At 65.8% G+C, this 23,125-nt stretch carries 21 protein-coding genes and 3 pseudogenes; 3 read left to right on the top strand and 21 right to left on the bottom strand.

Annotation, left to right across the window (positions count from 1 at the left end; all coding sequences use genetic code 11):
• From G205_RS14265 to G205_RS14190, 16 genes and pseudogenes are all read right to left on the bottom strand, one after another.
• Positions 1-923: DEAD/DEAH box helicase (locus tag G205_RS14265; RefSeq protein WP_009358594.1), on the bottom strand; the 923-nt coding region annotated here is incomplete at its 3' end.
• 20 nt (positions 924-943) lie between these two features.
• Positions 944-1,738, bottom strand: a complete 795-nt coding sequence (gene tatC / locus G205_RS14260; protein ID WP_009358593.1) for a twin-arginine translocase subunit TatC — start codon at positions 1,736-1,738, stop codon at positions 944-946.
• Between the two features lie 48 nt (positions 1,739-1,786).
• Positions 1,787-2,059 (bottom strand): Sec-independent protein translocase subunit TatA, encoded by a 273-nt coding sequence (gene tatA, locus G205_RS14255; RefSeq protein ID WP_009358592.1) that lies wholly within the window; start codon positions 2,057-2,059, stop codon positions 1,787-1,789.
• Between the two features lie 32 nt (positions 2,060-2,091).
• Complete coding sequence (locus G205_RS14250) at positions 2,092-2,439, bottom strand: hypothetical protein (protein WP_009358591.1); 348 nt, start codon at positions 2,437-2,439, stop codon at positions 2,092-2,094.
• A gap of 10 nt (positions 2,440-2,449) precedes the next feature.
• Positions 2,450-4,437 (bottom strand): annotated as a pseudogene (locus tag G205_RS14245) (helix-turn-helix transcriptional regulator).
• Between the two features lie 115 nt (positions 4,438-4,552).
• Positions 4,553-4,948, bottom strand: coding sequence for an FKBP-type peptidyl-prolyl cis-trans isomerase (locus tag G205_RS14240; RefSeq protein ID WP_009358590.1), 396 nt, complete (start codon positions 4,946-4,948; stop codon positions 4,553-4,555).
• Between the two features lie 70 nt (positions 4,949-5,018).
• The gene (locus G205_RS14235) at positions 5,019-5,948 is read right to left on the bottom strand and encodes an FKBP-type peptidyl-prolyl cis-trans isomerase (RefSeq protein ID WP_009358589.1); all 930 of its coding nucleotides are present in this window, start codon (positions 5,946-5,948) and stop codon (positions 5,019-5,021) included.
• A 113-nt stretch (positions 5,949-6,061) separates the two neighbouring features.
• The gene (gene pafA, locus G205_RS14230) at positions 6,062-7,426 is read right to left on the bottom strand and encodes a Pup--protein ligase (RefSeq protein WP_009358588.1); all 1,365 of its coding nucleotides are present in this window, start codon (positions 7,424-7,426) and stop codon (positions 6,062-6,064) included.
• Positions 7,427-7,434: 8 nt separating this feature from the next.
• A complete protein-coding gene (gene prcA, locus G205_RS14225) occupies positions 7,435-8,145 on the bottom strand; it encodes a proteasome subunit alpha (RefSeq protein WP_009358587.1) in 711 nt (236 codons plus the stop codon).
• Position 8,146: 1 nt separating this feature from the next.
• A complete protein-coding gene (gene prcB, locus G205_RS14220) occupies positions 8,147-8,968 on the bottom strand; it encodes a proteasome subunit beta (RefSeq protein ID WP_009358586.1) in 822 nt (273 codons plus the stop codon).
• An 80-nt stretch (positions 8,969-9,048) separates the two neighbouring features.
• Positions 9,049-9,252, bottom strand: a complete 204-nt coding sequence (locus G205_RS14215; protein WP_009358585.1) for a ubiquitin-like protein Pup — start codon at positions 9,250-9,252, stop codon at positions 9,049-9,051.
• An 85-nt stretch (positions 9,253-9,337) separates the two neighbouring features.
• Positions 9,338-11,011 (bottom strand): depupylase/deamidase Dop, encoded by a 1,674-nt coding sequence (gene dop, locus G205_RS14210; protein ID WP_009358584.1) that lies wholly within the window; start codon positions 11,009-11,011, stop codon positions 9,338-9,340.
• Entirely contained in the window at positions 11,008-12,759 is a 1,752-nt protein-coding gene (gene arc / locus G205_RS14205; RefSeq protein WP_009358583.1) for a proteasome ATPase, read from the bottom strand. Before arc ends, dop begins: the two co-directional genes overlap by 4 nt.
• A gap of 81 nt (positions 12,760-12,840) precedes the next feature.
• Entirely contained in the window at positions 12,841-13,905 is a 1,065-nt protein-coding gene (locus tag G205_RS14200) for a tRNA (adenine-N1)-methyltransferase (RefSeq protein WP_009358582.1), read from the bottom strand.
• A gap of 96 nt (positions 13,906-14,001) precedes the next feature.
• Positions 14,002-15,174 carry a site-2 protease family protein gene (locus G205_RS14195; protein WP_009358581.1) on the bottom strand — a complete coding sequence of 391 codons (1,173 nt, stop codon included), beginning with the start codon at positions 15,172-15,174 and terminating at the stop codon, positions 14,002-14,004.
• The gene (locus tag G205_RS14190; protein WP_052014132.1) at positions 15,161-15,907 is read right to left on the bottom strand and encodes an HAD family hydrolase; all 747 of its coding nucleotides are present in this window, start codon (positions 15,905-15,907) and stop codon (positions 15,161-15,163) included. Before G205_RS14190 ends, G205_RS14195 begins: the two co-directional genes overlap by 14 nt.
• Before the next feature lie 150 nt (positions 15,908-16,057).
• Here G205_RS14190 and G205_RS14185 point away from each other — a divergent pair, with 150 nt between their 5' ends.
• Positions 16,058-16,963, top strand: a complete 906-nt coding sequence (locus G205_RS14185) for a PAC2 family protein (protein ID WP_009358579.1) — start codon at positions 16,058-16,060, stop codon at positions 16,961-16,963.
• Between the two features lie 4 nt (positions 16,964-16,967).
• On the opposite strand, the pseudogene mshC reads toward G205_RS14185, so the two are convergent.
• A pseudogene (mshC, locus tag G205_RS14180) lies at positions 16,968-18,244 on the bottom strand (cysteine--1-D-myo-inosityl 2-amino-2-deoxy-alpha-D-glucopyranoside ligase).
• A 15-nt stretch (positions 18,245-18,259) separates the two neighbouring features.
• Positions 18,260-19,093 (bottom strand): undecaprenyl-diphosphate phosphatase, encoded by an 834-nt coding sequence (locus G205_RS14175; RefSeq protein WP_035753162.1) that lies wholly within the window; start codon positions 19,091-19,093, stop codon positions 18,260-18,262.
• A 52-nt stretch (positions 19,094-19,145) separates the two neighbouring features.
• On the opposite strand from G205_RS14175, the gene G205_RS14170 reads away from it, so the two are divergent.
• The gene (locus tag G205_RS14170; protein WP_009358577.1) at positions 19,146-20,081 is read left to right on the top strand and encodes an aldo/keto reductase; all 936 of its coding nucleotides are present in this window, start codon (positions 19,146-19,148) and stop codon (positions 20,079-20,081) included.
• A gap of 27 nt (positions 20,082-20,108) precedes the next feature.
• Here the strand turns inward: G205_RS14170 and G205_RS14165 are convergent, their stop codons facing one another.
• Complete coding sequence (locus G205_RS14165) at positions 20,109-20,372, bottom strand: hypothetical protein (protein WP_009358576.1); 264 nt, start codon at positions 20,370-20,372, stop codon at positions 20,109-20,111.
• Between the two features lie 39 nt (positions 20,373-20,411).
• Between G205_RS14165 and G205_RS14160 the strand changes: the two genes are divergently transcribed.
• Positions 20,412-20,645 (top strand): DUF5703 family protein, encoded by a 234-nt coding sequence (locus tag G205_RS14160; protein WP_009358575.1) that lies wholly within the window; start codon positions 20,412-20,414, stop codon positions 20,643-20,645.
• Here G205_RS14160 and G205_RS14155 read toward each other — a convergent pair.
• Both G205_RS14155 and G205_RS14150 read right to left on the bottom strand, forming a co-directional pair.
• On the bottom strand, positions 20,642-21,802 hold the full coding sequence (locus G205_RS14155; protein WP_009358574.1) for an acyl-CoA dehydrogenase family protein: 1,161 nt from the start codon (positions 21,800-21,802) through the stop codon (positions 20,642-20,644). The genes G205_RS14160 and G205_RS14155 overlap by 4 nt on opposite strands.
• Before the next feature lie 12 nt (positions 21,803-21,814).
• A pseudogene (locus G205_RS14150) lies at positions 21,815-23,118 on the bottom strand (M20/M25/M40 family metallo-hydrolase).
• Between the last annotated feature and the right edge of the window lie 7 nt (positions 23,119-23,125).

Below are 23,125 nucleotides of genomic sequence, written 5' to 3'. Positions count from 1 at the left end.
CCGCCGGGGCCTGGCCGGCTCCGGAAGCCTTGCTGGCCCTCGCTGCGGGCCACTGCCAGGAGGTCCGGATTAACATCGAACCCCCGCCCTGTGCCGGTGTTGCTCTGCACCAGTGCCTGCCCGGGATCGTCAGCATCCACCGGTGGGGCGATCTCGTCGAAGGTGGTTTCGCCGGCGAACAGGTCCATGATCTGGCGGCCCACCATGACGTGCTGCCAGAGGGGAACGGGCCGGTGCTCGGACACAATGATGTCCGTATCGCCGCGGACGGTGTCCAGCCAGGCGCCGAACTCTTCCGCGTTGGAGACCGTTGCGCTGAGGGAAACCACCTGGACCTCGCTGGGAAGGTGGATGATCACTTCCTCCCACACGGCACCCCGGAAGCGGTCGGCAAGGTAATGCACCTCATCCATCACCACGTAGCCCAGGTCGTCCAGGGTGGCGGAATCCGCATAGAGCATGTTCCGCAGGACCTCTGTGGTCATCACCACCACCGGGGCGTCGCCGTTGATGCTGGTGTCTCCGGTGAGCAGGCCCACCTTGTCGGCACCGTATTTCCCGGCCAGTTCAGTGAACTTCTGGTTGCTCAGCGCCTTGATGGGGGTGGTGTAGAAAGCCTTGAGGCCCCGCTGCAGGGCCAGGTAGATGGCGAACTCGCCCACGATGGTCTTGCCTGCCCCCGTGGGTGCGGCCACCAGCACGCCCCTGCCGTCCTGGAGGGACCGGCAGGCCTGCTTCTGGAAGTCGTCCAGCTCAAAGTCCAGCGTGCGGATGAACGCCCCGAGGTCCGAGGCGGCCTCGGCCCTGCGCTCGGCGCTGGCCCGGTACCGTTCCGCCGGCGAGAGCTCGTCATCGCCGGGAGCCGTGGAGGATGGTCCGCTGGAAGATGGGCCGGAAGGAAACGGCCCGGTGTTGGTGGACATACACCAAGCCTAATGGGAGCTCAGAGGTTCTTGAGCTCACTGCTCGGGGTGGCGACGTCCGCTGTGGCCTCTGTCTCCGCGGCCCTCTTGGCCTCGCGGCGGGCCCGCCGCTTGTCGTTCATGAGGCAGATGCCGATGGCGGCAAAGAAAAGAACCAGCAGCGGGCCCGCCAGCATGAACATGGAGATGGCGTCAGCACCGGGCGCCGCTATTGCGGCCAGCACAAAGACCAGGAAGACGGTTATCCGCCACGCCTTCAGGATGGTGCGGCCGGTGATGACACCGGCCATGTTGATGCCAACCAGCACCACCGGAACGAGGAACGCGACCCCCAGAACCAGGACCATCCGCGTGACGAACTCGATGTACGTCCTGGCGTCGATGACGCTCGACGAACCGTCCGGGGTGAACTGGGTCAGTGCCCGGACCACCTGCGGCACCACCAGCCAGCCGGCCCAGATGCCGGCAAGGAACAGCGGAACCGCGGCCGCCATGTACCCCAGTGTGTACCGGCGTTCCTTGGAGGTAAGCCCCGGGGTGATGAAGGCCCACAGCTGGTAGATCCAGATGGGGCTGGAGATAACCGCCCCGATGAGGAGCGACATCTGCAGCTTGAAGTCGAACGGGGAGGCAATGGTTCCGAAGTTGATTGCCGAGAGTCCCCCGGTCTGCTGTGAGATGCGGTTGACCGGGTCAGCCAGCGCCTTCAGCAGCGGATCGTAAAGTATCCAGCCCCCAATGCCGCCAAGGACCACGCCGATGGCAGACTTGATCAGCCGGTTCTTGAGTTCCTTGAGGTGGTCCCAGAGGGACATGCGCCCCTCAGGGTTGGCTTTACGGGCCCGCGACAGTGCCACTGGGGGTCAGGCGCGGTTCGACGGCGGGACGTCCGTGCCGTCTGTCGGCTCACCGGGCTTCGCCTTGGGGTGGTTCACGATGGTGCCTTCCACCGGGCCTGAGGCGTCGGTGGTGTCGGTCTTGCCGTCGTTCTTCATTTCCTTGACCTCGGACTTGATGATCCGCATGGACTGGCCGAGGCTGCGTGCCATGGCCGGAAGCTTGGGCGCGGCAAAGAGAAGCAGCGCAACGACGATGATAATGACGATTGGCCAGGGGCCATCAAAGAGTCTTCCCATGGGAAATCCTTTCCTCTAAATACATCCTACTTCTATGTGAAGTCGAGATCCCCGAGTGCCTGCGGCTGGCCCCGGTCCGCTTTGCGCTGGACCCTCCGGCGGCGGCGTTCTTCCCGCCGCGCTGACGTGGATGCCTCGTAATCATGTCGCATGACGGCAGGCGAGGCAAAAACTGCGGAGCCGGGCATGGTGGCCGGCGCTGCCGCCGGCTCCTCCTGCTCCTGGAAGGGGCCCAGTTGCCCCAGCTTCTCCCCCGCTGCCCCCAGGTCCCTGACCGTCGCCATGAACTGGCGGAAGAGGCGGATGCCCAAAAGGACATAGAACAGCAGGGAGAGGGCGACCAGCGCCACCCACAAAAGGATCCAGGACCACCAAGGCATGCTGAGAAGTCTATCCGCCGTACCGGGCCAGCGACGCCGCCAGCCACTCCCGCGCCGCCGCTGCCAGGTCCTCAGGGGCCAGGATCCGCACCGTGCCCCCGTGCTGTGCCACGAACATGGGGAGCCACGCCGTGCTGCCGAACCTGATCTCGGCAACCAGGCCGCCGTCGGGAAGCTCTGCCGTCCGCTCGGCGTAATAGTCGTCTGCCAGCCCCCTCCCCTGCCGGGTGAGCTGGACGGTGACGGTGGTGTCGTCGTCGTTCGGCGTGAAGAGTTTGGCGGGGACTCCCGCTGCGGGCGTGATGCCGTCCGCCACGGGCCGTCCGTTGGGACGCACCTCCTGGACGCGGTCAAGCCGGAAGTTCCGCAAACCGTCCACCAGGTGGCAGTAGGCCTCGAAATACCACGTGTTATCGAGGGAGTAGAGCCTTAGCGGATCCACGTCCCGTTCGCTGACCTTGTCGCGCTGCGGGGAAAGGTATGTCAGGTGCAGCTGGGCTCCTGATTCGATGGCGTCCCGGACGGTGGCGTGGGTGGCAGCGTCGGCAGGCTCCATCTGCGGTCCGGCGAGGGACGCCGCCCGCAGGCCTTCCTCGCCCGCAGCAGCGAGCAGCTTGAGGGTCACGGATTCAAGTGCGCCGCCCTCGGCGATGCCCGGGAGTCCGTTGAGGGTTTCGAGACCGGTAAGGAGGGCACAGGCCTCTTCCACGGTGAACCGTACGGGCCGCTTCAGGTCCAGGTCCTGGGTGATGAAGACATGGTCGTTTTCCCACTGGATGTCAAGCAGGTCATCCGGATACCCTTCCGGAAGCCCGGAGCAGATGAGAATCCGCAGATCGTCCTCGAGCTCTTTCCGGCTCACGCCGAAATGGCGTGCCACGTCCTGGATGTGCAGGCCCTGGTTGTGCACCAGGAACGGGACCAGTTGGAGCATCCGCTTGAGCTGGTCCTCCGAGGTCCGGGGACGCGCCTGCCGTGCACGGGCAGGCGGGAAAGCGTACGCCGCGCCGGCGAGTCGCTGAAGGCGGCGGCAGCGCGCAGCCTCCTGCGGACCGCTTCCACCAGGTCTTCCGGCGCGGCGGCGACGGCGTCCGGGCCGTAGGAGGCGAGTTCCTCGGCGAGGGTTTCCGGGTCTCGGTAGTGCAGGCTGATCCGGTCATAGCCGGCGTCGGCCGGGTCAGCGCCGTCACTGGGAGGGGAAGCCGGCAGTGCGCGGCGCCGCAGGGCGAGCAGCCGGCCTTCCCGGACTTTAACGCCGGCGGTGCGGAGCGGCAGTTCGGGGAGGCGGTCCAGTTCTTTCCGGATATTGAAGTCCGCCGGGGGCGAGTACTGCTCGTTGTCCAGCGTGGCCACGGCACTGGTGAAGCGGGACAGGCGGAAGTGCCGGGTGGCCTGGCGTGCCCGGTCATGGCCCACCAGGTACCACTGCCCGAACCGGCTGCCGAGGCCCCACGGCTCCACGGTCCGCTCTTCCTCCTTACCGGTGCTGCCGGCGAGGTACCGGAAAGTGACCGGGTGCCGTGCATGCATGGCTGCCACGAGGTCGTCGAAGGCCTGGCCGGCGGGCTTGATACGCGGCTGCAGGCCGGCGGGAAGTTCGACGTCGGCCATCCGGCCGGACGCCTGCAGCTTGCGGAGGGCGCTTTGCGCGGCCGTGCCCAGTGCGGCGCGCTCCCACAGCTGTGAAGCCAGGAGGAGCACGGTCCATTCTTCCGGGTCCAGCTGGACGTCGGGCAGGCGGTTGGATTCCTTGCCAATGCGGTAGCGGGTAGTGGCAGGGTCGTCCCCACTCCAGCCGAGGTCCGTCAGTGTTTCCACTTCGAAGCCGAACTGGCGCAGGTCGTTCTTGTCCCGCTCGAACATCCTGCCGAAGGCAACATCATTGCCCGAGGTGTCGTGGTAGACCTTTTCCCGCAATTCACTGCGGCGCAGGCCGTACCGGGTATTCAGGAGCGCGATCAGCAGATTGAGGAGTCGTTCAGTGCGGGATGCGGACACTCTGGCTACGTTACTAAACTCCGGGCGGAACGCAGAAAGCGCGGCAACTGCCGGGACCTGAACGTCCCGGCAGTTGCCGCGCTCCCAAGGGCGGATCCGCCCGTCAGCTGAAGTGTCAGCGGACGCCGACGAGGTCCACAACGAAGATGAGAGCCTCGTTCGGCTTGATGGCCCCGCCCGCTCCACGGGAGCCGTAGGCCAGCTCGGAGGGGATCTCCAGACGGCGGCGGCCGCCCACCTTCATGCCCAGCAGGCCCTGGTCCCAGCCCTGGATGACCTGGCCAACGCCCACACGGAAGTCCAGCGGCGCGCCGCGGCCCCAGGAGGCGTCGAATTCTTCGCCGGTGGACCAGGCCACACCAACATAGTGGGTGGAGACGGTGTCCCCTGCCTTGGCTTCGCGGCCGTCACCTTCGATAAGGTCCTTGATGACGAGTTCGGTGGGAACGTCGCCTTCCGGAAAATCGATCTCGGGCTTCTGGCGGTCGAATTCCCGCTGTCCGAATGACATGGTTGCTCCTTCGTGGGTGCTGATGGTTGGTACCGCGAGCCAAACGGCCGCGGCCTCCTTGTAAGTCTTGCTACTTGGCGCCGAGGATGTCCACTACGAAGACAAGATCGCCCTTTGCTTCGCCCTGGCCGGCGTCGCCGTAGGCCAGGTCCTTCGGGATGACCAGCAGCACGCGGGAGCCGACGGTCTTGCCGGCCAGGCCCTGGGTCCAGCCCTTGATGACGCCGGTCAACGGGAAGCTTGCTGGTTCGCCGCGGTCAAAGCTGGAATCAAACTTGGTGCCGCCCGCCAGGGTCACGCCGACGTAGTTAACGGTCAGGGTGTCGGTTTCCTTGACCACAGCGCCGTTGCCCTTGATGAGGTCCTGCGATACCAGTGCGGTGGGCGCGGCTACGCCTTCGACGTTGATCTCAGGTACGCCGTCCTTCTCGGTCACGGTGGGCAGGCCCGCGGGAGGGGTGACGGTTTCGCCTTCGGGCTTCTCAAGCGCCGGCGTCACGTCGCTGGCCGAGAGGACCTTGATCACGAGCAGTTGGGTGGGCTGGGCCTCCGCACCGGCGGTGGCAGCCTGTCCCGGAACTGCCAGCGCGAGGCTTGAGCCGACCTTGGCGCCCACAAAGGCGTTGTAGATGACGGGGCTGCCGGTTTTCAGTTCCTCATTGAGTTCCAGGGGTTCCGGATCATTGGGGAACGTATCTTCGAGGGTGGCGCCGTCGGTGCCGTTGAGGGCAAGGATGGAGATGTTGGCGACCTGGTCTGCCTTCACCGTTTCCCCGCTGCCTTCGCTGACCACTTTGATGGTGGGTTCGGCTACCTCGAGCGGCTTGGTGAACTCCACGCCGGGGGCCTTCTTGTCACCGTTGTCGGTCAGTTTGAGGGTGTCGAACTTTGCAGTCTCGCCAGCGGACTGGCTGGTGGGTTCCGGCTCTGCGGGGGTTGAGCCGCCGCAGGCGGTGAGCAGCAGCAGGCCGGGAAGAAGGATTGCTAGTAGTCGGCGCACGTAAGAGAACTTTCGTCGGGGCAGGATGGATGCGATGCTCCGCGTTGCAGCGGCTGTGATCGCGGCAGGCCCTGATAAAGGGCCTTATCCAGAATAGACCCTGAAGCTGGGTGTCAGCCCATAGAGTCGAGAAGTGCATCCACGCGCTCGTCGACGCTCCTGAACGGGTCCTTGCAGAGGATGGTCTGGTGGGCGCGGTCGTTGAGTTTCAGGTGTACCCAGTCCACGGTGTAGTCTCGGCCCAGTTCCTGGGCGCGCCGGACGAAGTCGCCGCGCAGCTTGGCCCGGGTGGTCTGGGGTGGCGCATCGACGGCGCCCTTGATGACCGTATCGTCCACGATCCGCCGGACCGCGCCGCGGGACTGCAGCAGGTAGTACAGGCCGCGGCCACGGGAAATGTCGTGGTAGGTCAGGTCGAGCTGCGCAATCCTGGGCGCATCGAGGCCAAGCCCGTGGCGTTCGCGGTAGTTGTCCATCAACTTTTTCTTGATTGCCCAGTCGATTTCGGTCTCGATACCGCGGGAATCCCCGCTTTCGATGGCCTTGAGCGTGCGCTCCCAAAGATCAAGGATCAGGGGAACATGCGGGTTGTGAGCGCCGTTTTCCTTCACGAAGGCGGTGACCTTGGTCAGGTATTCCTGCTGGATTTCGAGGGCGGTGAGCTGGCGGCCGTTGGCCAGCCGGACCAGGGCCCTGCCGCTGAGGTCGTGCGAGATCTCGCGGATGCTGCGGATCGGGTTCTCCATCCGCATGTCCCGCATGATCACACCGGCTTCGATCATCCGCAGGACAAGGTCCACCGTGCCCACTTTCATGAGGGCCGTGGCCTCGGACATGTTCGAATCGCCGACAATGACGTGCAGCCGGCGGTAGAACTCGGCGTCGGCGTGCGGTTCATCGCGGGTGTTGATGATGGGCCGCGAACGGGTGGTGGCTGAGGATACACCTTCCCAGATGTGGTCCGCGCGCTGGGAAAACGCATACGTTGCACCGTGCGGCGTCTTCAGGATCTTGCCCGCGCCGGCGATGAGCTGGCGGGTGACCAGGAACGGAATCAGGATTTCCGCGAGCCGGGAAAATTCGCCGCGGCGCGGGATGAGGTAGTTTTCGTGGCTGCCGTACGAGTTGCCGGCTGAGTCCGTGTTGTTCTTGAACAGGTAGACGGTGCCGTTGAAACCCTCCGCGGCCAGCCGCGCCTGTGCCTCATCCACGAGGTCGTCCAGGATCAGCTCACCTGCCCGGTCGTGGGCGATCAGTTGGGCAAGGTCGTCGCATTCGGCGGTGGCATATTCGGGGTGCGAACCCACGTCCAGGTACAGCCGGGAACCGTTGGTGAGGAACACATTGGACGAGCGGCCCCAGCTGACCACCTTGCGGAAGAGGTACCGGGCCACCTCCTCCGGGGCAAGAGGCCTTGAATCGGGGCTCGAATAGGAGATCCCGAACTCGGTTTCAATACCGAAGATTCTCTTGTCCATGTTTCCTCCTAGGCCAGCAATGCAGTGATGTCCGCGTCGTTCAGCCGGCGGAAAGCGCGCCGTGAGCCGCGTGTGCTCTCGGACAGCCTGTCCAGGACTGCTACTTCCAGCGCCCTGGCCGGCATCGGCTTGGCTGATTCACCCGAATCGGCTGCCGGCGCCAGGCCGGACAGCGCCAGCCGGACGGCCTCGGAGAAGCTGAGCGTGCTCCGCCAGCCACCTTCAATGGCTGAGGAAACCTTCTCCGCCTGGCCACCCATGACCACGAAGCTGTGTTCGTCGGCGATGGAACCGTCGAAAGTCAGCCGGTAGAGATGGTCCTCCTCCTGGGTGGGGCCCACCTCGGCCACAGCGAGTTCCACTTCGAAAGGTTTCTGCTCCGCGGTGAAGACGGCGCCCAGGCTCTGTGCGTAGACGCTGGCCAGGCCGCGCGCCGTGACGTCCTCGCGGTCGTAGGAGTATCCGCGGACGTCGGCGTACCGGACACCGGCCTGGCGGAGGCTTTCAAATTCGTTGTATTTCCCGACGGCGGCGAATGCGATTTTGTCGTAGATCTCGCCGATTTTGTGCAGGGACGGCGACGGGTTTTCCGCTACGAGAGCTATCCCGTCAGCGCAACTGATCACCACCACAGACCTGCCGCGGGCGATGCCTTTCCGTGCGAAATCCGCACGGTCCTTCATCAGCTGTTCAGGCGATACATAAAACTGCTGCGTCATCTCAGGCCTCCCGTCCGGCGATGGTGCGGGCTTCGATGACGTTGCGCGCCGCGGCCGCAAGTTCGGCCTCCGGAATCCGGCGGGCGCCGGAACTGTCCACCGTGTAGACCACGGGCCACAACTGGCGCACCGTGTCGGGGCCGCCGGTGGCCGAATCGTCGTCGGCGGCGTCGTACAGGGACTCCACCGCGACGGCAAGCGCTTCCGCCGCCGTAAGGTTGGGCCGCCACAGTTTCTTCAGGGCTCCCCGTGCGAAGACCGAACCGGACCCCACGCTGTGGTGTTCGTGCTCCTCATACCGGCCGCCGGTCACGTCGTAGGAGAAGAGCCTTCCCACGCCGGCACTGGTGTCGAAGCCGGCGAACAGGGGAACGACGGCCAGGCCCTGCAGGGCGAGCGGCAGGTTGCCGCGGATCATGGCGCCGAGGCGGTTGGCCTTGCCCTCAAGGCTGAGGAGCGTGCCTTCGATTTTTTCGTAATGCTCAAGTTCAACCTGGAACAACCGCGTCAGGTCAATGGCAATGCCGGCAGTCCCCGCGATGCCCAGGACCGAGAACCGGTCCGCGGGGAACACCTTTTCGATGTGCCTGCTGGCGATGATATTGCCCATGGTGGCACGCCGGTCCCCCGCCATCAGCACGCCGCCGTCGTAGCTCATGGCGACGATCGTGGTGGCGTGCGGAACCTGCAGCGGGGCAGCTGCGGACGCAGCACCCTGGGGGGACCGGCTAAAGGGCAAAAGCTCCGGCCGGTCCCGCTGCAGATGTTCCGTAAAGGACGAGGTGGCGTTGGCGGCTACCTGGTTGGCGGTTGATTCCTGCACTCATGAACTCCTTGAACGTAGTACTAAAAGTCGGTACAGATTCCGTCCGTCCGGGGCTTCCGCCACCTTTCCGGTCCGGGTTACTGGCCGCCTTTTTGGACGAAGGCCCGGACGAATTCTTCGGCGTTGGATTCCAGAACGCCGTCAATCTCGTCCAGAAGGTCGTCCACGCCTTCCGTGGATGCCGAAGCCTGGGCTTCCGGCGGTGCGGGTGGCGCCTCAGGAATGTCCTCGTCGACCTGGCTGTCGCGTGATTGCGGCTGCGTTTGCTCCTGGCCTGCCATCGTTATCCCTCCCTTAGTCGGTCATTGGATCCGGCGGATCCTCCGATATGCCAATCCTGCCACGCTGGCGGCCGTCCGGCGCGGTTTACGCCGCAGGCGGAGCGGTATTGTGTCCCAACAACTCTGCGAGGAACGGACCCGCTTCCCGATAGCGTTCGAACAACGCTCCGGTGAGGGTTTTGGTTCCCCTCAGCGGCTCCCTGGTGGGCACCCGCTGCAGCCGGCCGTATCCGGGTACGTCAAAGATCACCGAGTCCCAGCTCGCGCCCACCACATCCTTGCCGAAGCTGCTGATGCACTTGCCCCGGAAGAACGCACGGGTGTCCGCCGGGGGCTCCCCGACGGCGGAAACGATAGCGGCGTCGTCGACGATCCTTTGCATCCGGTCCCTGGCAAGGAAGCGGTAGTACAGCCCCTTTTCGGGCCGGATATCGGACCATTGCAGGTCCACGAGTCCCAGCCGGGCGTCATCCCAGTCCAGGTTGTCCCGCTGGCGGTAACCGTCCAGGAGCGAAAGCTTCGCGAGCCATTCAACGGAACTGGCTGCCGCCGCCCGGTTGCTGTCCAGCTGGGTGAGCACTGTGGCCCACCGCTCCAGGACATCATGCGTGTGTCCATCCCCGTCCACGGCATCGCCGACGCCCGTATCCTGTGCCAGCTTGGCTGCGGCCTCGTGGTACATCCACTGAAGGTCCAGCGCGGTGACCCGCCGTCCGTCCAGCAGCCGCAAAGTGGCGGTCAGAGACGTGTCATGGCTGACCGTCTGCAAGGCCTGGACGGGTTCGTACACCTCGACCTTGGGCGCCAGGCCTGCCTCGATGAGGCTGAGGACCATGGCAGTCGTCCCGAACTTGAGGTAGTTGGATACCTGGCTGAGATTGGCATCGCCAATGATCACGTGCAGGCGCCGGTACTTGTCCGCGGTGGCGTGCGGCTCGTCCCGCGTGTTGATGATGGGCCGGCGGATGGTTGTTTCCAGGCCCACCTCGGCCTCGAAGAAATCAGCCCGCTGGCTGATCTGGTAGCCGGACGCTGACGCGTCCTGGCCGATTCCCAGCCGGCCCGCCCCGCAGAAGATCTGGCGGGTCACGAAAAACGGTGTCAGTCCGCGCACGATGTCGCCGAAAGGCACCGAACGCGGCATGAGGTAGTTTTCGTGGGAGCCGTAGGACACGGACTTGTTGTCCGTGTTGTTCTTGTAGAGGTTCACCGGCGGAAGGTCAGGGTCCGCGGCCAAACGGCGCACCGCTGCCAGCGCCACCAGGTCTCCTGCCGCGTCCCAGGTGACCGCATCGCGCGGGTTGGTGACCTCGGGGCTCGAATACTCGGGGTGGGCGTGGTCCACGTACAGGCGCGCACCGTTGCCCAGGACCATGTTCATGAGGAGCGTGCCCGACTCGTCCTGCCCGTCGAGTTCGAGTTCCTCACGGCCGTACGCCAGGGCCACCGCTTCGGCGTCCAGGACGGGCGGCTGGTCGGTCAGCTGGCTGGGATGCGCGGCGCCGCGGTCCACGGTCCAGCCGCGGGCGTCGTGCAGCGGCTCCTCGTCCGTGTAGTCCCAGCGGGTTTCGGCGCCGCCCGCGGCGCGCTGCCGGGTGACCTGCGCGTAGGCCTGGACCACCCGGGCACTCATCATAGTGGCATTGGCGGAGGGCGCGGACGGGGCATGGATGCCGTATTCGGTTTCCGCGCCCATCACCCGCATGACCCCGCCGGCCGGGAGTGCTCCCCCGGCGGCGGGCTCCGGTGCAGCCGTCATAGATACTGTCCCGTAGTGGGCATGGTTTCGATCGACTTACCAGGCTCCTGGCCGGCCTTGCCCTGGACAATGGTGCGGATGTAGGTGATCCGCTCGCCCTTCTTGCCGGAGATCCGGGCCCAGTCATCGGGATTGGTGGTGTTGGGCATGTCCTCGTGCTCACGGAACTCGTCCACCACCGCCCGCAGCAGGTGCTCGATCCGGAGCCCCTTCTGTTGGGTGGTCAGGAGGTCCTTGATGGCGTACTTCTTGGCGCGGTCCACGACGTTCTGGACCACAGCGCCGGAGTTAAAGTCCTTGAAGTACAGCATCTCGGTGTCACCGTTGGCGTAGGTGACCTCCAGGAACTCGTTCGACTTGTCCGTGGAGTACATGGCCTCCACCGTCCGCTGGACCATGGCGTCCACGGTTGCCTGGACATCGCCGTTGTGCTCGGCGAGGTCGGATTCGTGGAAGGGCAGGTCGGTGGTGATGTACTTGTTGAAGATGTCCGCCGCCGCCTCGGCGTCGGGTCGGTGGATCTTGACTTTGACGTCCAGCCGGCCGGGCCGGAGGATGGCCGGATCAATCATGTCCTCGCGGTTGGAGGCGCCGATGACGATGACATTGTCCAGCCGCTCCACGCCGTCGATCTCGCTGAGCAGCTGCGGCACTATGGTTGTTTCGACGTCGGAGGAAATGCCGGTGCCGCGCGTGCGGAACAGCGAATCCATTTCGTCGAAGAACACCACTACCGGGCTGCCGTCCGAAGCCTTTTCCCGCGCCCTGGAGAAGATGAGGCGGATGTGCCGTTCGGTTTCGCCGACATACTTGTCCAGGAGCTCCGGACCTTTGATGTTCAGGAAGTAGCTCTTGAGGTCCACATTGCCGGAGCGCTCAGCGGCGCGGGCAGCGAGGGAGTTGGCAACGGCCTTGGCGATGAGGGTCTTGCCGCAGCCCGGAGGGCCATAGAGCAGGATGCCCTTGGGAGCCTTCAGCCCGTGTTCCCGGTACAGGTCCGGGTGCAGGAACGGCAGTTCGACAGCGTCGCGGATCTGTTCGATCTGCGGGCCGAGGCCGCCGATGTCCTCGTAGGTGATGTCCGGGACTTCTTCCAGGACGAGGTTTTCCACTTCGGACCGGGGCACCTTTTCCAGCGCATACCCGGTGCGGGAATCTATGGAGAGCGCGTCGCCCACACGCAGTTTTTCCGAAAGAAGGGCGCCGGAGAGGCGGACCACGCGTTCCTCGTCGGCGCGGCCGACCACCAGGGCGCGGTCGGCGCCGAGCATTTCCTTGAGCGTGGCCAGTTCGCCGGCCCGCTCGTAGCCGAGCCCGGCCACGATGAGGAGTGCTTCATTCAGCAGGACTTCCTGGCCCACGGCGAGCTGGTTGATGTTGACCAGCGGGCTGATGCCGACCCGCATTTTCCGGCCGGCGTTGAAGATGTCCACGGATTCTTCCGTGGCAGCCTGCCCGCTGCTGCCGGGCGCCGGCGGGCGCTTCGGGTTCAGCTGGAGGATGGTGCCGAAGCTGTAGGGCGGCTGTCCTTCCTGGTCCAACGCGTTCTTCAGCCGGAGGATCTCGGCTTTCGCGGTCTCAAGCATGCTGACCAGCTTGGTGTTGTTCTGCGTTGCCGCAGCCAACTGGCGGTCGATGTGCCTGAGCTTGTCCCGGAGGATGTTGACCTGGCGGTCGGCAACCGAGAGGTCATTGGCGGCAGACTGCTCTGCCGGTGTACGTCCGGAGTCCTGGTTTGGAGTCTCCATATGTATCAGCCCCTTCCTGCGCTTCTATTAAGACATTAGCCCCAAGATGGCAGGTAGGGATGGAGACTCCCGAAATGTGGACTAGTTCGTGACCTCGGGACCGTCCTTGACGTTGGTCCCGGCAATCGCGTCCCGGGCGGCGCGGCGCAGCTTCTTGTCGGAGACCAGGCGCTCCCCCACCGCACCGGGCGTCCAGGCGTTGACGTCCTCTTCGTTGAACTCGGTCTTTGACGGACGGCGCTTGACCGAGATGCCGGTGACGCCGTCGGCCAGCCTGCGGGTCACCAGCAGGAAGCCTGTGTGGGCCACCATCCGGTGGTCCGGGCGGACAGCAAGTCCCTCCAGGTGCCAGCCGCGGACCAGGGACTCCCAGGCGTCCGGTTCAGTAAAGCGGCCGTCTGCACGGATGGCCTCGGCCGTACGGGACAGCTGCGTGACCGTGGCGACGTAGTTGATCCATACGCCGCCGGGGGCCAGGACGGTGGCGACGGCGTCGAGGCACTCCCAGGGTGCCAGCATGTCCAGGACCACGCGGTCCACGGAGCCGGGCGCCTCGCTGCGCACCACTTCCTCCTGGAAATCACCCAGGGAGATCTGCCACGCGGGGTGCGGGCCGCCGAAAATGGTTTCGACGTTGCCGCGGGCGATGTCCGCGAATTCCTCGCGCCGCTCGAAGGAGTGCAGGTAGCCTTGGTCGCCTACGGCGCGGAGCAGGGAAATGGAGAGGGCGCCTGAGCCGACACCCGCCTCCACCACGCGGGCGCCGGGAAAGATGTCCGCCATGGTGACGATCTGCCCGGCGTCCTTGGGATAGACGACTGCCGCGCCGCGGGGCATGGAGAGCACGAAGTCGGAGAGCAGCGGGCGCAGGGTCTGGTACTGCTGGCCCACGTTGTTGACCACCACGGAGCCGTCCACCTTGCCGATGATGTCGTCATGGTTGAGGAAGCCACGGTGGGTGTGGAACGCGCCGCCGCGCTCGAGGGTGATGGTGTTCATGCGTCCGCGCTCGTCGGTGAGCTGGACGCGTTCACCTTCCCGGAACGGTCCCCGGCGCCTGGCGGCTCCCACCGGCTGCGAGCTGCCGGCGGCGGCGCCGGACCCGGCTGCTGCTGTGGCGTCGTTGACGGCGGTCTCGCTGCTCATGATGTTCCTCGCTCCTGTAAACCTTTGGGGCCGCGCAGAGATGTCCGTGGGAGACGTGGTGGCTTCTGCGGCGGCAATGCACACCGGCAGGTAACTCTACCGGTTCTGGCCCTGCGGGCGCCTATCGGGCCGCTGCCGCTTCCCGGTGATGGCCGCCAGCACCGCCTCCTGCGAGAGCAGGCCGGTGACCCTGCCGTCATGGTCGATCACGGCGTAGTGGCGTCCCGCCACCTGCGAAAGGAAGGTGATGAGCTCCTGTCCTTTCGCCCATTCAGGGACGTAGGCGCCCGGGGCCAGGGCAAAGGAGACGGCTGTGATGGCGGTGGACGGGGCGGCGGCGGGCGGCACGGCTGCCAGTGCCGTGGCGTCCACCACGGCCTGCGGCCGGCCGTCAGGCCCGTAAACCACCACGGAATTCTGTCCCGCGGCCCCGTAACGCACCGCGTCCTGGACCGTCGCGGTGGCGGGAAGCCCGACGGCGGGGCTCGCCAGCGCCTGCGCGCTGACAAGCGGGAGCCTGCTGCGGAGCGTGCCCTGCTGGATCGAAGCGGAGGCGCCCATCCACAGGAACCCTCCGACGAGGACGGTGATCATTACCAGGCTGAACTCGGGCTCTTCGCCGGCGAGCAGGGGGCGGAGAAGGAACCAGTAGGCAAGGGCGATCACGATGATGCGGCCGCCCCAGCCCGCGGCAATGGTTCCCTTGGCCTGGCTTCCGGTCGCCTTCCAGACGGCGGACTCCACCAGCCGGCCGCCGTCGAGCGGCAGTCCCGGCAGCACGTTGAAGACGGCGATCAGGAAGTTTGCCCACATAAAAATGTTGATGAGGATATCCGCCACACTGCCCAGCGGTACCGAGGTGAGCAGCAGCCACGCGCCGCCGGCCAGGACAAAGTTGGCTGCGGGCCCGGCCAGTGCCACCAGGACTGACCTCCCCGGCGAGGCGGTGAAGCTTTCGAACTGGGTGTGGCCGCCCCAGAGATTAAGGACGATCTTTTGTGTTGGCCAGCCGTAGATCCTGGCCGTCAGGGCGTGGGCCAGTTCGTGGACCAGCACGGAAATCAGGAGCAGGACGGCGTAGGCGAACGCGATGATGTAGGCGGTGGTGCCGAGCGCGGGATTGCTGCGGCCAAGGACCGGACCGTAAACGATCACCGTGAAGGCGGCGATGATGAACCACGAGTAGGCGAGCACCACGGGGACGCCGGCGATCCGGCCGAGCGGGATGCCTTCGCGGCGAACTGGCGTGGGGGTCTCAGCCACGGCCATGTCCGACGGCGGAGGCCGGCTCCCCTGCGCTGCCCGCGGCAAGGGCCGGGCTTGCTGCCAGGAGGTCCTCCAGGTCAGGCAGGGACCGGCCGGAGAGGGAGTTCCACAGCGTGTAGCGGCTGTCCTCCGGCAGCGGAACAATGTGGGGTATTGCCACCGTGGGCACCCCGGAGGCAACGGCCGCTGCCACGCCCGGCGCCGAGTCTTCGAGCGCCACGCAATGGTGGATGCCCAGGTCCGGGTCGCGTTCCTGCAGCAGCTCCACGGCGGTGAGGTAGGCCTCGGGGTGTGGCTTGCCCTGGGTGACGGTATCGCCGGTCACGAGGATTTCGAAGTACGGGCGGGGCAGGCTGTCCACCACCTGCCGCGCGAGCGGGCCTTCGGACATGGTGACCAGGGCGCACCGGACCCCGGCCTGATGCAGTTCTTCAAGGAGTTCCCGCGCCCCCGGCCGCCACGGGACCTGCCGCTGCACGCTGCTGATCACCGTTGCGGTAAGGCTGTCGATGATTTCGCGGATCTCCATCCGCACGCCGGCTTCCTGAAGGAGCCCCGCCGAAAACGTGAGGGACTGGCCCACCAGTTGCATGGCCTGTTGATGGGACCATGAGCCGCCATGGGCTTCCACGAGTGCGTGCTCCGCTGCGATCCAGTAGGGCTCGGTATCCACGATGGTCCCATCCATATCCCAGAGGACAGCTTTGAGCGGGGAACTGGAGGCAGGCGATCGCATGTGCCCAGTCTACGGGGACTTGCTGGGCGGACCCTGTGGGCTTACGCCCTTGGCCGAATCCGGGATGGTTCCCGGCCGCCGGATGCGTATCCGGTGATTTGCGGCGCTTCAGTCATGCGCGGGGAAGCACCTTGGACGTAGGGTGAAGAAATGAATAGCTTCGAGGGAGACACCGACGCACCGGGTGCCGGACCCGAGCGGGAACGGTTCCTGCAGCCCGTGGCTGACGGGAAACGCGTAACCGTGATGCTTGCCGCCTTTGAAGGCTGGAACGACGCCGGGGAAGCGGCAAGCGATTCGCTGCGCTACCTGAACAAGCTGTGGGGCGGCAAGAAGGTGGCGTCCATAGACGCCGATGAGTACTACGACTTCCAGTTCACCCGCCCCACGGTCCGCAGGAATGCCGCCGGCGAACGGAAGATCAAGTGGCCCTCTACCCGCATCTACAAGGCCAGCGCACCCAACTCCAATGTGGACGTGATCTTCGTCCAGGGTACGGAGCCGTCCTATAAGTGGCGCGCCTACACGGCCGAGTTGCTGGTGCACGCGGAAGCGCTGAATGTGGACTATGTGGTGCTGGTGGGGGCACTGCTGGCGGACGTCCCGCACAGCCGGCCCATCCCGGTCAGCACGTCCTCGGACGATGCGCCGCTGCGGGAACGCATGAACCTTGAAGCCTCGCAGTACGAAGGCCCGGTGGGCATTGTGGGCGTCCTGGCCGAGGTGGCTCTCCTGGCAGGCATTCCTACCGTTTCGCTGTGGGCCGCCGTACCGCACTACGTGGCCCAGGCGCCGTCACCCAAGGCACAGCTGGCCCTCCTGCACCGGATCGAGGAGCTGCTTCAGGTGCCGCTGGACACGCACGAGCTGGCAGAGGAAGCGGATGCCTGGGAGCGGGGCGTGGACGAACTTGCCACCGAAGACCCAGAGATCGCAGCATATGTCCGTCAGCTGGAGGAAGCGAAGGACACGGCGGACCTGCCGGAAGCAACCGGGGAATCCATTGCCCGCGAGTTCGAGCGCTACCTGAAAAGGCGGGGCCAGGACCGGCCCTGAAGGCTCAGAGGCGGATGCCCAGGAGGGCGTCCACCGCATCCTTCACCAGGTCCCGGTCGGCGGGGCTGGCGGCAGCACCGCCGTCGTTCGCCTCGCGGGCCCACCGGGAGGCCGCGGCAACGGCCGCCGGCGCGTCAAGGTCAGACGCCAGCGCAGCCCGCATGTCGGCGATGAGGGGTTCGGCGGAACCTGCAGGGGCGTGTTCAAGGGCGCGGCGCCAGGCGGCGAGGTCGGCTTTCGCAGCGGCGAAGCTTCGTCAGTCCAGGACCAGTCGGAGCGGTAGTGGTGGGCAAGGATGGCAAGCCGGATGGCGGCGGGGTCCTCCCCGGCGGCCCGCAGCCTGGAAACCAGCACCAGGTTGCCCTTGGACTTGCTCATTTTCTCGCCGTCGAGCCCCACCATGCCTGCGTGCGCGAAATGCCGGGCCAGCGGCACACCTGCGAGCGAGAAGGCGTGCCCGGCACCCATTTCATGGTGCGGGAAGATAAGGTCGGAACCGCCGCCCTGGACGGTGAACGGGGACGGCAGGTACTTCTGCGCGATGACGGTGCATTCAATGTGCCAGCCGGGCCGGCCGGCGCCGAGGCTTCCACCGGGCCAGCTCGGCTCACCGTCGCGCGCCACGCGCCACAGCAGCGGGTCAAGCGCCTGGCGCTTGCCTGCGCGGCCGGGATCACCGCCGCGCTCCGCGAAGAGCTCCAGCATTTCGCTTTCCGGCAGCCCGGAGATGCTGCCCAGGCTCCACGCTCCGGGCGCCACGGACTGCTTGCCGGCCGCTTCGACGTCGTAATAGACGTCGCCGTCCGGCTCCCCGTTGGTGCCCTTAACCGTGTAGGCCAGGCCGAGGCTCACAAGCCGCTCCACCTCAGGCACGATCAGCCCGATGGATTCGACCGCACCCACATAATGGTCCGGGGAGAGGACGTTGAGGGCCTCCATGTCCGTCTGGAACAGCTCGATCTGGCTGGCTGCCAGGTCCTGCCAGTCCACTCCGGTGGCCGTGGCCCGCTCCAGCAGCGGATCATCGACGTCGGTCACGTTCTGGACGTACGAGACGTTTTTGCCGGCGTCGCGCCATGCCCTGTTGAGCAGGTCGAAGGCCACGTAGCTGGCGGCATGGCCCATGTGCGTGGCGTCGTAAGGGGTGATGCCGCAGACGTACATGGACGGCCTGGCCTCAGGCTCAAGCTCCACCTCGCGGCCTGCCGCGGTATCGAACAACCGGATGGCAGGCATGCTTCCGGGCAGGGCAGGAACGGGGCGGGAGGACCAGGATTTCACACACCAAGCCTAGTGCTAGGCGCTGATGACTCCGAAACCGAGCAGCAGGTAGAGGCCCAGACCCAGCAATATGCGGTACCAGACGAACAGGCGGTAGCTGCGGGTGGAGACGAATTTCAGGAACCAGCCGATGATGATGTAGCCCACCACGAAGGAGATAACCGTTGCCAGGGCCGTTTCAGGCAGGCCGTAGGGTCCGGTGATGCCGTCCTTGGAGACCACCTTGTACAGCTGGTAGAGCCCGCTCCCGAAGACCGCGGGGATGGCGAGCAGGAAGGAGTAGCGTGCCGCGGCCTCACGCGTGTACCCCATGAGCAGGCCGGCCGTGATCGTTCCGCCGGAGCGGGAGACGCCGGGAATCAGTGCCATGGCCTGCGCGAACCCGTAAAGGATGCCGTGCTTGTACGTGAGGTGGTTGAGGTCGCGCTTCTGCTTGCCAACCGCGTCGGCGACGGCCAGGAAGAGGCCGAAGACGATAAGCATCGTGGCTACGATCCACATGCTGCGCAGCACCGACTCGATCTGGTCCTGGAACAGCAGGCCGAGCACGATGATCGGAAGGCTGCCCAGGATGACCAGCCAGCCCATCCGGGCGTCGGGGTCCTGCCGCGACACTTTTCCGCTGAGGGAACCGGCCCAGGCCTTGACGATCCGGACGATGTCCCGCCAGAAATACACCAGCACGGCCGTTTCGGTGCCCAGCTGGGTGATGGCGGTAAAAGCTGCCCCGGGGTCAGCGGCGTTGGGAAGGAATTGCCCCACGATCCGCAGATGCGCACTAGAAGAAATTGGTAGAAATTCGGTCAGTCCCTGCACTAGGCCCAGCAGGGCCACCTCAAACCAGTTCACGCTAAGACCCTACGGCATGGGTACGGGTGGTTCTGCCCGTAAGCTTGCTGCTATGCAGCAGCGTTACGTCGGCAACAGTGGATTGCGTGTTTCAGCCCTCTCGCTCGGCACCATGGACTGGGCCGGCGAAACCGACGAACAGGACGCCACCGAGCTGCTGCGCACGTTCCTTAACGCCGGCGGGCGGCACGTGGATACGGCAGCTTCCTACTCCGAGGGGCGCGCCGAAGCCATGCTGGGTTCGCTGCTAGGCGACGTGGTGGCCCGCACCGAGGTCACCATCTCCACCAAGGCGGGAATGACGACGCCGGATGGCCGGCGCGCCGTCGACACGTCCCGTAACGCGATGCTCACCGGCCTGGAGGCCAGCCTGGCCAGGCTCGGCACCGATTATGTGGACATCTGGTTCGCCCAGGCCTGGGACGGAAACGTCCCGCTCGAGGAAACCCTGTCCGCCCTGGAGTTTGCGGTCCGCACAGGCAGGGCCCGGTACGTCGGTGTGTCCAATTTCACCGGCTGGCAGGCGGCCAAGGCAGCGGCTGTTGCAGGGTTCCCGCTGGTGGCGGTGCAGGCAGAGTACTCGTTCGTCCAGCGGAAACCGGAAGCCGAGCTCATTCCCGCCGTCGAGGACGCCGGCCTGGGCCTGATGGCCTGGGCTCCGCTGGGCCGCGGCGTCCTGACCGGAAAGTACCGCGGCAGCATTCCGTCAGGGTCCCGGGGGGCTACCGCCTCCGGGGCGGCGTATGTGGAGCCCTACCTTGCGGAGAAGCCGTCCAGGACGGTTGAAGCGGTCTGCATGGCGGCAAAAGGCCTGGGCAGGTCACCCCAGGATGTGGCGCTCAGCTGGCTGCTGTCGCAGCACGGGGTGTCCACCGCGATCGTGGGTGCGCGGACACCCGTGCAGCTGAAGGAAATACTTGAGTCGCAGCTGGCGCCGCTGCCGCCCGAAATCGCCCTGGCCCTGGAGGACGTGTCCGCGGCGCGGTAGCTTCCGTTCTATGCGCTGCCCTGGGCCTTACTCCTCGACGATCTCCAGATCCTCGTCGTCCACGTCGCTGTCCTCGTCCTCTTCGTCCTCGTCATCAAAGACCTGCAGCGGGGTTACTTCGTTGTAGGCCTCGTACAGTGCGTCTTCATAAACTTCGAAGGCATCTGCCACTGCAAAAAATGCTGCCTCCACGGAGGGGTCACCATCTCCGCGGCGGTTGGATGCTGCTATAAGGTGTTCTTCCAAAGCGGTGGTCAGGGACGAAAGCGCGACACGCGGATCGATGCTCATGACTTCACGTTAGCCGGAAAAGGACGAAAATGGAGAGCAATGAAGGAACAATTTCTCACCAGCTCGGTCCAGCGGGAACGGGACTATTTGAGGCAGTACGAGTACCTCGTACTGACGGTGAGCCCCGACGATTCGCTTCATGAGGCACGGCGCCGGCTCGTGGAACACTCCGAGTACGGCAAGTGGGAACTGGAACGCAGCAAGCTGTATGTGGGCGGCGGCCGGCGGTTCTGGCTCCGCCGCAGGGTGTTGCAGGTCCAGCGGACCGTCTAGTTCTCGAGTGGTCCCAGCCAGGCGTTCGCCACCGTGTTGTGGGCCGATTCGTCGTCGGACGGGTGGAACATGCCGGCGAGGACATCCCGGTAGAGTCGCTCAAGTTCGGAACCGCGGAAATAGCTTGATCCGCCGCTGACCCGGATTGCCAGGTCCACTACCCGGCGGGCAGTCTCGGTCGCATTGACTTTGAGCCCCACCAGCTTGGGGAACCATTGGGCGCCATGGTCCGCCTGGGCGTCAACGTCGGCCGCCACCGTTGTTAGGTGCGGGTACAGGCTGTCCATGGCCATGGCTGCCTCGGCGACCTTCCAGCGGATGTCCGGATCCTGGGCGTAGCTCCTGCCGCCGTTCTTGAATGACGTGCGGCGTTTGGCGGTTTCGACGCCCACAGCCAGCGCCCGCTCCCCCAGTCCTGTGTAGACGGCGGCCAGCAGTGTTTCGAAGCAGGCGAAGATGGCGAAGATCAGCGGATCGGGGTTGGGCCCCACGGGGAGTTTGCGGAAGATCCGCTCCGCCGGGACCCGCACGCCCTCCAGGACAGTGGTGGCGGACTGGCTGGCACGCATGCCCAGGGTGTCCCAGTCGTCGAGGATGCGGTAGCCGGCCGTCTCGCGGGTGATGAACCCGTGGACGAGTTCGCCGTCGCCGTCCCCGGCCTCCGCGTCCTTCCCGAAAATCCCCAGCCGCGTCCAGGCCGGTGACAGGCTGGTGAAGATCTTCGTGCCCGTGAAGGCGTACCCGCCGTCCGGCAGCGGGACAGCTTCAGTACGGGAGTCAAAGAGGACGGCGTCATTGCCTGCCTCGGAATTGCCGAAGGCAAAGATCTCGCCCTCTGCCGCTTCCCTGAGGACGAACTCCAGCGAGCTGTCCCCGCGGCTCTTCAGGACATGGGCGACGCCGGTCCACACCAGGTGCATATTCACCGCAAGGGCGGTGGCCGGGGCAGCCGTTGCGAGCCTGCGCTGGCACTGCGCCGCCGTTTCGAGGCCAAAGCCCATGCCGCCGTCGGACGCGGGGACAAACAACTTCAGGTAGCCGGCGGCAGCAAGCTCTGCCAGGTCCTCGTGGAAGAAGGTGTTGTTCCGGTCGTAGCCGGCTGCCCTGCCGCGGATCCGCTCCAGGAGGGAGTCCGGGAGCACGTCTTCAGGCGTCATGGCATTCATTGGTCAGTAGTTGGTGAGCAGGGTGTTGAGGACCCTGGCGCCGAACTTGAGCGAGTCCGCGGGAACGCGCTCGTCAACCCCGTGGAACATGCCGGTGAAGTCCAGCTCGTCCGGCAGCATCAGGGGCGCGAAGCCGTAGCCCGTGATGCCGAGCCTGCTCAGCGATTTGTTGTCCGTGCCGCCGGAGAGGGTGTAGGGCAGGACCTTGGCGCCGGGGTCTTCGGAGTGCAGGGCGTCGATCATGGAGTCCACCAGGTTGCCTGCGAAGGGCACCTCCAGGGAGACATCCTTGTGGACGTAGCTGACATCGACGCCGGTTCCGGCCAGTTCGCGGACGATCTCCAGGACGTGCTCCTGCTGGCCGGGCAGGGTGCGGCAGTCGATCAGCGCCTCCGCGGACTCCGGGATGACGTTGTGCTTGTAGCCGCCTTTGAGCAGCGTGGGGTTGGTGGTGTTCTGGAGTGTTGCGCCCACGAACCGGGCCACGGTCCCCAGCTGGCTGAGCAGCACGTCCGGGTTGTCGGCGTCGAACTCCACACCCGTGAGTTCCGTCACGCCGTCCAGGAACTGGCGGGTGGTGGGGGTCAGCTCAATGGGCCACTTGTACTCGCCGATGCGCGTCACGGCTCCGGCCAGGCGCGTCACGGCGTTGTCCGTGCTGATCTGCGAGCCGTGTCCCGCCCTGCCGTGCGCCACGAGGCGGAGCCATGAGATGCCCTTCTCCGCAGTCTGCAGGAGGTAGGTGCGCTGGCCGCCGATAGTGGCAGAGAACCCGCCCACTTCGGAGATGGCTTCTGTGGCCCCCTCGAAGAGTTCGGGGCGCTTGTCCACGGCGTAGCGGGCCCCCATGGCCCCGCCGGCTTCCTCATCGGCGAAGAAGGCGAAGATGATGTCCCGCTTGGGCTTCTTTCCGGTCCGCGCGAAGCCGCGCAGCACGGAAAGGATCATGCGTCCATGTCCTTCATGTCCACGGCGCCGCGTCCCCAGATCAGCCCGTCCTTCAGTTCTGCGCCGAACGGGTCCACGGACCACTGGTCACGGAGGGCGGGGACAACGTCCAGGTGGCCGTGCACCACCAGCGCGCTGGCGGACGGATCCTCGCCGGCCATCCGGGTGACCACATTCGCCCGGCCCGGGGCGGACTCGAAGATCTCTGCCTCCAGCCCAACCTCCTCGATCAGCCCGGCGGCGTATTCAGCGGCCGCCCGCTCCCCCGGCCCGGACCCATCGCCATAGTTCGAGGTATCGATCCGGATGAGTTCCTGGCAGATCCGGACAACTTCATCCTCGGGCAGGACGTCAGGCATTGAGAGC

Source organism: Arthrobacter nitrophenolicus, assembly GCF_000332815.1.
Classification (GTDB): domain Bacteria; phylum Actinomycetota; class Actinomycetes; order Actinomycetales; family Micrococcaceae; genus Arthrobacter; species Arthrobacter nitrophenolicus.
This window is presented reverse-complemented; position numbering and strand designations above follow the sequence as displayed.